Origin of the sequence: Brotaphodocola sp. (genome assembly GCF_050873065.1) — a bacterium.
GTDB lineage: Bacteria > Bacillota > Clostridia > Lachnospirales > Lachnospiraceae > Brotaphodocola.
Genome location: NZ_JBNMIC010000082.1, coordinates 1 through 7184, shown reverse-complemented (window position 1 = coordinate 7184; position 7184 = coordinate 1). Strand labels below are relative to the sequence as shown.

Sequence of the window (7184 nt, the reverse complement as noted above, 5' to 3'; positions counted from 1 at the left end):
TTCCGGACCGGCGTGAGGCGATCGCGTACAGCATCACCCACTCAGAGCCGGGAGATATGATTGCGATCATCGGCAAGGGACATGAAAACTATCAGGAGATTGAAGGCGTCCGCTATCCGTTCTCAGATCGTGCGGTCGTGGAAGAGGTGGTAAGCAAATGGAACAGATAACAGTATCAGACATTGTGAAGGCAACTGGCGGCAGACTGCTCTGTGGGGATGAGACGCAGGGACTCTCCCATATCAGCACGAACTCGAGAGAGATGGCGGGACAGGATCTTTTTGTTCCGCTGATCGGAGAGCGGGTTGATGCACATCGCTTTATCGAGGGAGCTTTTGAGGCAGGGGCAGCGGCGACGCTGACTTCGGAGCACGATGCGATGGAGGATGTCCATCCGTGGATCCGCGTTGAGGACACAAAAAAGGCGCTTCAGGCAATCGGCGTCTACTTGAGAGAGCGGCTTCACATTCCGCTTGTCGGAGTGACGGGAAGCGTTGGAAAGACGACGACGAGAGAGATGATCGCAACGGCACTTTCCGCGAAGTATCAGGTCTTTAAGACTCCGGGAAATGCGAACAGCCAGATCGGCGTTCCGATCACGATCTCCGAGATCTCAAGCCGTGATGAGATCGGCGTTTTAGAGCTTGGCATGAGCCTTCCGGGTGAGCTGACGGTGATTGCCAAAATCGCGAGAGTCAACATGGCGGTGATCACAAACATCGGCGTTGCCCACATAGAGCAGCTTGGAAGTCAGGAAAATATCCGCAGAGAGAAACTGACGATTCAGGATGGCATGCCGGAGGGCGGACTTTTGATCTTAAATGGCGATGACCCGCTCTTAAAGGATCAGAAAGCGAGAGAGGGACTTCAGACGGTGTATTACGGAACCGGGGCAAACTGCCAGTACCGCGCAGAAGACATTGTGCTCGAGAACGGCTGTCCGGCGTTTGTGGCTGTCTGCAAAGAAAGAAAAGTTCCGGTCCGTCTGTCGGTGATGGGACGCCACCATGTACTTGATGCGATGTCTGCACTGGCAGTTGCAGATGCCTGTGGAGTGCCGCTTGAGGCAGCGGCAGAGAAGCTTGGCGAGTTCCATGGATTTAAGAACCGTCAGCAGATTTATCAGAGAGATGACAAGGTGACGATCATTGACGATACGTACAATGCCAGCCCGGCATCGATGAAAGCGGCAATCGAGGTGCTTGATTCGATGAAGACGGCAGAGCGCCGCATCGCCGTGCTTGCAGACATGAAGGAGCTTGGACAGGAGAGTCCCAGGTTCCACCGTGAGATCGGCACTTTCCTTGCTGACCATCCGGTTGATGTGCTCTTTACGTTTGGAGAGCTCGCAAAAGAGATTGAGGCGGGGGCAAAGGAGGCAAACGTCGGCTGCACCTGTTACCACTTTGAGGCACAGAATCGCGAGGCGCTTTTTGAGACACTCTCAAAGTCTTTAAGACCGGGAGACTGCGTGCTCTTAAAAGGTTCCAACAGCATGAGACTTCAGGAAATTGCGTCACGGCTTCTGAAAGCGGAAGCGTAGAAGAGGTGAATGGATGGCAGATCAGTATGCCAGTATTATCATAGATATTTCCCATGAAAACGTAGACCGTGTGTTCCAGTACCGGATTCCCGAGAATCTTTTGGGAGAAGTCCGGATCGGGACGCAGGTCTGCGTTCCTTTTGGTTCGGGGAACCGTCTCAGAAAAGGGTATGTCGTGGAGATCACGGACCGGGCAGATTATGAGGTGACGAAGATCAAGTCGATCGATTCTGTCCCCGAAAAGGGGGTAAGTGCGGACTCAAAGCTGATTGAGCTTGCATGGTGGATGAAGGAGAGATACGGTTCCACAATGAACCAGGCGTTAAAGACGGTTCTTCCGGTGAAGCGCAAGGTAAAGGCGCGAAACAAGAATGTCGTGCAGTCCGTGACCGGAATTTCGATGAGCAGAGATTCTGCGGGTTTAGAGGAGTCCAGGAAAAATGCAGCACCGGTTGTGCTCAACGAGGATCAGCAGGACGCGGTCGACATCTTTCAGGCATTTTATGATGAGGGCGAGAGAAAACCGTTTCTGCTTTATGGAGTCACGGGCAGCGGGAAGACGGAAGTCTACATGGAGATGATCGACTATGTGCTCCGGGAAGAGCGGCAGGTCATTGTGCTGATTCCGGAGATCTCTCTGACGTACCAGACCGTGATGCGGTTTTACCGGCGATTTGGTGCCCGCGTCTGCGTGATGCACTCAAGACTCTCCGAGGGAGAGCGGTTCGACCAGTTTGAGCGTGCAAGGCGCGGGGAGACGGACATCATGATCGGTGCCCGATCTGCGCTCTTTACACCGTTTGAAGATCTCGGTCTCATCGTCATGGATGAGGAGCAGGAGGGAGCCTACAAGAGTGAGGTCACCCCGCGCTATCACGCGAGAGAGGTCGCAGAACATCTTGCGCGCATGCATGACGCTGCGTTTGTCATGGGATCGGCGACCCCGTCGGTTGAGGCGTATGAGCGGGCGAGAGCGGGAATTTACCGCCTTCTTACGCTTCCTCACCGCGCGGCGGCAGAGACGCTTGCAGTCACGGAGGTTGTGGATCTTCGCCAGGAGATGGCGGATGGCAACCGCTCAATTTTCAGCAGGCGGCTTCAGATGCTGATCGAGGAGCGTCTTGCAAGAAAGGAGCAGATCATGCTCTTTATGAACCGCAGAGGGTACTCAAACTTTGTCTCCTGCCGTTCATGCGGAGAGGCAGTCAAATGCCCGCACTGCGATGTCTCGCTGACGCTTCACAATCATTCGCGGCTCGTCTGTCATTACTGTGGCTATGCGATTCCGATGCCAAAGACCTGTCCGACCTGTGGATCTTCATACTTAGCGGGATTTGGCGTCGGGACGCAGAAGATTGAGGAGATGGCAGAAAAAATGTTTCCGTCGGCGCGGATTCTCAGGATGGATCTCGACACAACCTCGAAAAAGGGTGGTCACGAGAAAATTCTCTCTGCGTTCTCAAAGCATCAGGCGGACATCTTGATCGGGACCCAGATGATCGTAAAGGGACATGATTTTCCGGATGTGACGCTCGTCGGGATTCTTGCGGCGGATGTCTCCCTGTATGCGCCGGATTACCGGAGCGCAGAGCGGACGTTCCAGCTTCTTGTGCAGGCGGCGGGACGTGCAGGGCGGGCAGAAAAGCCCGGAATCGCCGTGATTCAGACTTATATGCCCGATCACTATACGATTCAGACGGCTGCCCGCCAGGATTACAACGAGTTTTTCCGTCAGGAGATGGCATTCCGGAGACTGATGCATTATCCTCCGGCCTGCCATATGCTGAGTATTCAGACGGCAGGAAAGGAAGAAGAACTTCTCTCACGGATTATGGACTCGGTTGCGGCTGCGGTGCAGAAGCATTTCGGGGATCAGACGATCGTGATCGGCCCGGTTCCGGCGCCGGTCTACAAAGTTAATGATATTTACAGAAAAATTTTATATATGAAACAAGAAAATTATGATATACTAATAAAAATCCAAAAGTATGTTCAGACGCGCTGGGACGAGACAGACAGTTGCAGACGGCTGACCATCCAGTATGATTTTTCATAAATTTAAGCTCGATGAGTTTGGGTTTTATGGACTTTATGGGTTTCAGTTTCATAAGTTCGAATTGCAGAAGAGACAGAAGAAAAGAGAAGAGAAAGGAAGCATAAAAATGGCAATCAGACAGATCAGAGTCATTGGAGACGAAATTTTAAATAAAGAGTGTAAGCCGGTGAAGGAGATGACCGACCGGACGAGAGAGCTGATCGAGGATATGTTTGAGACGATGTACGAGGCGAACGGTGTCGGCCTTGCCGCTCCTCAGGTCGGAATCTTGAAGCAGATCATCGTCATGGATGTGGATGACGGCAACCAGTATGTGTTAATCAATCCGGAGATCATCGAGGAGAGCGGAAGCCAGACGGGTCCGGAGGGATGCTTAAGTGTTCCGAACAAGTCCGGTCAGGTGACCCGCCCGAATCATGTCAAAGTCCGCGCATACGATGAGAACATGGAGCAGTTTGAACTTGAGGGAGATGAGCTTCTTGCGCGCTGCATCTGCCATGAGTGTGACCACCTGCACGGTCATCTCTATGTGGAGCGCGTTGAGGGAGAGCTTGTTGAGACTTCCGCAGATGAGGAAGAGATCTCCGTGATCCCGGAAATGGAGGAGTAAGATGAGAATTGTATTTATGGGAACACCGGACTTCTCCGTTCCGACGCTTGAGACGCTGATCGCATCCCGCCACGAGGTTATCGGGGTCGTGACTCAGCCGGACAAGCCGAAGGGCCGCGGTAAGGAGATCCAGATGTCTCCGGTCAAGGAGTGTGCACTTGCACACAATATTCCGGTCTATCAGCCGGTGAGAGCGAGAGAGGAAGCTTTCGTTGATGAGATGCGGGCGCTGAACCCGGATGTGATGGTTGTCATTGCCTTTGGGCAGATTTTGAGTCAGGAACTTCTCGATCTTCCGAAGTTTGGCTGCGTGAACATTCATGCGTCCCTTCTTCCGAAATACCGCGGAGCTTCCCCGATTCAGTGGGCAGTCATCAACGGAGACGAGGAGACCGGAATCACGACGATGCAGATGGCAGCGGGCATGGATACCGGCGACATTCTTGAGACCGCAGTGATTAAGCTCGATGAGAAGGAGACTGGGGGAAGCCTGTTTGACCGCTTAAGCCTGATGGGAGGAGATCTGATTCTCTCGACGCTTGACGGACTTGAGGCGGGGACGATCCAGGCAGTGCCCCAGGATGACGCGCAGGCGACTTATGTGAAGAAGATTCCGAAGTCGATGGGCGAGATTGACTGGACGATGTCCGCGGCTGCGATTGAGCGCCTTGTGCGTGGATTAAACCCGTGGCCGAGCGCTTATACGCACTGGAATGGAAAAATGTTAAAGATCTGGGAGGCAGAAGTGCTTCCTCAGTCCGCATGCGGGGAGGCAAAGGCTCCTGCAACAGTGCTTGAGGCGGATCACGACACGCTGACACTTCAGACCGGAGACGGAGTGCTTAAGATTTGCAGTCTCCAGCTTGAGGGTAAAAAGCGGATGGATGTGGCTTCGTTCCTGCGCGGATATCCGGTGGCAGCAGGAAGCCGGTTCGGAAAGGAGTAATGGATTTTATGCCTTATTACGGTGGATATGGATACTATGGAATGTACTGGGATCCGACGATGATTCTTGTTCTGATCGGAGCGGTTTTGTCTTTCTGGGCATCTGCTCATGTCAATGGAACGTTCCGCAAGTATGCGCGTGTTCGCAGCATGACCGGAATGACGGGGGCGGAGGCGGCAAGACGCCTTTTGAACTCGCAGGGAATCTATGATGTGACGGTTCAGCCGGTCAGAGGAAATCTCACGGATCACTATGACCCGCGGACGAAGACCGTCAACCTCTCGGAGGCTGTGTACAGCCAGACCTCGGTTGCAGCGATCGGAGTTGCCGCCCATGAGTGCGGTCATGCGATTCAGGATAATGTCGGATACGCGCCGCTTCGCCTGCGCACGGCGTTCGTTCCGGTTGCAAATCTTGGAAGCACGCTCGCGATGCCGGCAATCCTGATCGGTCTGCTGATCGGTCTGACACCGTTTATAGAACTTGGAATCTGGATGTTTGTGCTTGCCGTTCTGTTTCAGGTAATCACACTTCCGGTTGAGTTCAATGCATCTGCGAGGGCAGTGCGCCTGCTCGATGATCTCGGCATTCTTCAGGGAGAGGAAGTCGGAGAGACGAGAAAAGTACTCGGTGCCGCGGCGCTGACGTATGTGGCAGCAGTTGCAGTTTCTCTTCTGCAGCTTCTGCGTTTGATCATTCTGTTCGGAGGAAGAAGACGAGATGACTAAAGAGGAAAAGAAAAGCGCGCCGGCAGGGAAGGCGAAGGCTCCGACCCAGACAAGAGAACTCATTCTTGATATTCTTCTCGAGATTCTTGAGAAGGGACAGCACAGCCATGTCGTGCTTCGCCAGGCACTTGAGAAGTACCAGTATCTTCCGAAGTCGGACAGAGCCTTCATCACTCGCACGGTTGAGGGGACGATTGAGCGCCTGATCACGATCGATGGCGTGCTTGATCTGTGCTCGAGCACGAAGGTGAAGAAGATGAAGCCGGTGATCCGCACGATTCTCCGGATGTCGGTTTACCAGATGCTTTTTATGGACCGGATCCCGGACCGCGCTGTCTGCAGTGAGGCGGTCAACCTTGCTGTGAAGCGCCGTTTTGCGGGACTCAAAGGTTTTGTAAACGGAGTGCTCCGCTCAGTCGCACGGAGGAAAGAGGAGTTTGATTTTCCAGACTGGGAGAGAAAATATTCGATGCCGGACTGGCTGATTGAAGCCTGGAAATCCCAGTATGGCGCAGAGACGACTGAAAAGATGCTTCAGGCATTCTTAAAAGATCTGCCGACGACTGTCCGCTGCAATCTCAACCGTGCCTCCCTTGGGGAGATCCGGGAGAGTCTTGAGGCACAGGGCGTGACAGTTGTGGAGAGCCCGCTGCTCGCTCATGCGTTTGAGATTTCCGGGTACGATTATCTGGAGAGCCTTGAGGCGTTTGAGAACGGATGGATTCAGGTTCAGGATGCAAGCTCTGCGCTTGTCGGGGAGGCATGCGGGGTCAAAGAGGGTGAGACGGTGCTTGACGTCTGTGGAGCGCCTGGCGGAAAGAGCCTTGACCTTGCAGATCGTCTGGGAGGAAGCGGAGAGGTTGTCGTCAGAGATCTGACGGAATCAAAGATTGCACTTGTCGAGGACAATATTTACCGCAGCGGTTTCACGAATATCCGCGCAGAAGTCTGGGATGCACGCGAGTTTGATCCGGAGTGGGAGAACTGCGCAGATCTCGTGCTTGCGGATCTTCCGTGTTCGGGGCTTGGAATCATCGGAAAGAAACCGGACATCAAGTATCAGGCTTCGCCGGAGAAGATTCACGATCTGGCAGTACTTCAGCGGGAGATTCTTCAGACGGTGACAAGATATGTAAAGCCGGGCGGACGGCTGGTGTACAGCACCTGCACGATCAGTCCGGAGGAGAATGAGAAGCAGAGAGAGTGGCTTCTTGCAAACTTCCCGTTTGAACCGGTGGATCTGACGGAGAGCCTCGGGAAGGTGCTGAGGGAAGAGTCGCTTAAGGATGGATATGTACAGC

The 7184-nt window shown here is 53.6% G+C and carries 6 protein-coding genes and 1 pseudogene; all 7 read left to right on the top strand.

The window, feature by feature from the left end; all coding sequences use genetic code 11:
• Window positions 1-170 (top strand): annotated as a pseudogene (locus tag ACR0QE_RS12600) (UDP-N-acetylmuramoyl-L-alanyl-D-glutamate--2,6-diaminopimelate ligase); the annotation flags it as partial.
• A complete protein-coding gene (locus tag ACR0QE_RS12595; RefSeq protein ID WP_432628692.1) occupies window positions 158-1543 on the top strand; it encodes a UDP-N-acetylmuramoyl-tripeptide--D-alanyl-D-alanine ligase in 1386 nt (461 codons plus the stop codon). The pseudogene ACR0QE_RS12600 and the gene ACR0QE_RS12595, both read left to right, overlap by 13 nt.
• A gap of 13 nt (window positions 1544-1556) precedes the next feature.
• The gene (gene priA / locus ACR0QE_RS12590) at window positions 1557-3599 is read left to right on the top strand and encodes a replication restart helicase PriA (protein WP_432628691.1); all 2043 of its coding nucleotides are present in this window, start codon (window positions 1557-1559) and stop codon (window positions 3597-3599) included.
• A gap of 106 nt (window positions 3600-3705) precedes the next feature.
• Entirely contained in the window at window positions 3706-4209 is a 504-nt protein-coding gene (def, locus tag ACR0QE_RS12585; RefSeq protein WP_432628690.1) for a peptide deformylase, read from the top strand.
• A gap of 1 nt (window position 4210) precedes the next feature.
• Window positions 4211-5155: a methionyl-tRNA formyltransferase gene (gene fmt / locus ACR0QE_RS12580; RefSeq protein WP_432628689.1), complete on the top strand. Its 945-nt coding sequence runs from the start codon at window positions 4211-4213 to the stop codon at window positions 5153-5155.
• An 8-nt stretch (window positions 5156-5163) separates the two neighbouring features.
• A complete protein-coding gene (locus ACR0QE_RS12575; RefSeq protein ID WP_432628688.1) occupies window positions 5164-5883 on the top strand; it encodes a zinc metallopeptidase in 720 nt (239 codons plus the stop codon).
• On the top strand, window positions 5876-7184 hold a 1309-nt coding region (gene rsmB / locus ACR0QE_RS12570; protein ID WP_432628687.1), incomplete at its 3' end, for a 16S rRNA (cytosine(967)-C(5))-methyltransferase RsmB. The genes ACR0QE_RS12575 and rsmB, both read left to right, overlap by 8 nt.